Source organism: Chryseobacterium barbadense, assembly GCF_042849955.1.
Classification (GTDB): domain Bacteria; phylum Bacteroidota; class Bacteroidia; order Flavobacteriales; family Weeksellaceae; genus Chryseobacterium.
In genome coordinates, this window is record NZ_BAAFHL010000131.1 from 1 (window position 1) to 2,238 (window position 2,238).

A 2,238-nucleotide genomic window follows, 5' to 3' on the forward strand; every position below is an offset into this window, starting at 1 on the left:
ATTATTTAATGTTAAAATCAGGTATTTTATGCGCTTTTGAAAATTATTATCTCAATTATACAGAGAAATTTTGTAATAAACTAATTTTTAATGATAATTTTCAATTAAATATGACAATAACTGTACCCCATATCCGGTTGCTGCTTTTTCTTTTGCATAGTTGGTATTTCCAAATGCGACTCCTGCAATATCCAAATGTGCCCATTTAGGGTGGTTTTCAATGAATTGCTCCAGAAATTTGGCGGCAATGATGCAGTCTCCAAGAGGTTTCATCGAGATGTTCTTCAAATCCGCTACATCAGACTGGATGTCATCTTTCCAAACATCCCATAACGGAAGATTCCATAACCTCTGATTGGTTGCATCACCGGTTTTGATCAAAAGATTTTTCAACTCTTCATTGTTGGAGAATAAAGCTCCGCAGGTATCTCCAAACATTCTTACTGAGCTTCCCGTCAGCGTTGCCAAATCAATAACAATATCTGTTTTATGGTTTTTAGTTAAATAAGAGAGTCCGTCAGCTAAAGTCAGTCTGCCCTCCGCATCCGTATCAAGAACTTCTATGGTTTTTCCATTGTAGGCGGTGATTACATCACTTGGAAGATAGGCCGTTTCTGAAATAGCATTATCTGTAATCGGTAAAATGGCAACGATATTCACGGGAAGGTTCATTTCCGAGACATAGATCAGTGTTCCCAAAACAGCAGTCGCTCCACCCATATCAGATTTCATATAATGCATATTGGGTGGATTTTTCAAAGAAATTCCACCAGTGTCAAACAATACACATTTTCCAACCAAACCGAAGGTTTTGGCTTTTTTAACAGTAGTGTTATATTCTAAAATGGTAAAAGCTGCATCATAAGCGCTTCCCTGATTTACGGAAAGGTAAGCTCCCAATCCAAGCTCTTCACATTTTTTTCTGTTGAAAACGGTATATTTCAGTTGATGTTTCTTTGCAAGGTTTTTAAGATAAGCGTTGAAAATATCAGGCTTTTTAAGATTGGCAGGTTTATTCAGCCAGTCCTGGCATGCAATCTGTCCATTGCAGAGTGCTTCAGCTTTTTGGAGAATAATTTCTAATTTTTTAGGGCTTAAATTTTCAAAATGAATTTCAAATCTGGAATTCCAGAAAGGATGGCTTTTGTCAAAAGGGTAGTTGTAAGTTCCAAGCAATAATCCTTTTACAAATTCCTCAAACTGTTTTTCGTTGAAAAAGTCAGCCAATACCAACGTAGGAACAGGCTGGATGTTTTTCTTCTGGATTTGGGCAAATTTATTGGCTACCTGTTGAATTTCAAAATTCTCAAGCGTTGATTTTCCTAAACCAATAAAGTAGGTGATTCCTTCTTCATGAGCATTAATGAAGACCTCATTTTTCTTTCCGCTGAAAAAAGTGGAAATATTTTTATTGAAATTTTTACCTGTTTTAGTCCATTCTTCTTCAGTGAATAAATGAAAAACCTGGGTGTATTGTTTATTTCTTTTATTGATTAATTTCATAGATGCTAATTTTTGATGCTCTTTTGTTGGGGCTTTACTTCTACAGGGTTTTCGCTGTTGTCATAGAACAGCCATTCTATGGCTCTCGGGAATTCCTGTGACCAATAAAACTCATTGTGTTCCCCTTCGGGATTAATGTTGGTTCTGAATTCAAAATCAAAAAGGTTTTTTTTCTCCCATCTTTTCAGGTATTCTTCAAAAAGATGGATTCTTTTTACCATTTTGGCACCTTCCTGTCCACCACCATATAAATAAATTTTCATCTTGTATGGAACCCTGAAATTCATCATTGGAAAGTTATTATTCGGCTCCACCCAGAGAGAAGGAGAGAAGATCAGTAGTTTGGAATAGACTTCAGGATAAAGAAAACCGCTGTAAATACTGATTAGAGCACCTAAAGAGCTTCCCCCAATTCCTGTATTATCCCTGTCTTTTTTAGTTCTGTAATTTTCATCCACGTAGGGTTTTAAAGTATCTGTAATGAAACGGATATATTTCTTACCTTCAGAGCCGTTGGCCACATGATCATTGTCAAAAATATATTCTTTGATTCTTTCTTCGCTGCCATGCTCAACGGCAATAATGATCAGATCTCCTCTGCCATATTCCGCCAGGATGGAGAGTTTTTTGTCGATTTCCCAGTTTCCGTATCCGCTTCCTTCATTAAACAGGTTTTGGGCGTCCTGAAGATATAAAACCGGATAACTTTTATGGGAAATATAATAATCGTAAGGC

Annotated in this window: 2 protein-coding genes; both read right to left on the reverse strand. The window is 36.5% G+C overall.

Features of this window, described 5'->3' with window-relative positions:
• Positions 1-87: 87 nt before the first annotated feature.
• Complete coding sequence (locus tag ACGHIN_RS17110) at positions 88-1,503, reverse strand: M17 family metallopeptidase (RefSeq protein WP_390456392.1); 1,416 nt, start codon at positions 1,501-1,503, stop codon at positions 88-90.
• A gap of 5 nt (positions 1,504-1,508) precedes the next feature.
• Positions 1,509-2,238: alpha/beta hydrolase (locus tag ACGHIN_RS17115; RefSeq protein WP_390456395.1), on the reverse strand; the 730-nt coding region annotated here is incomplete at its 5' end.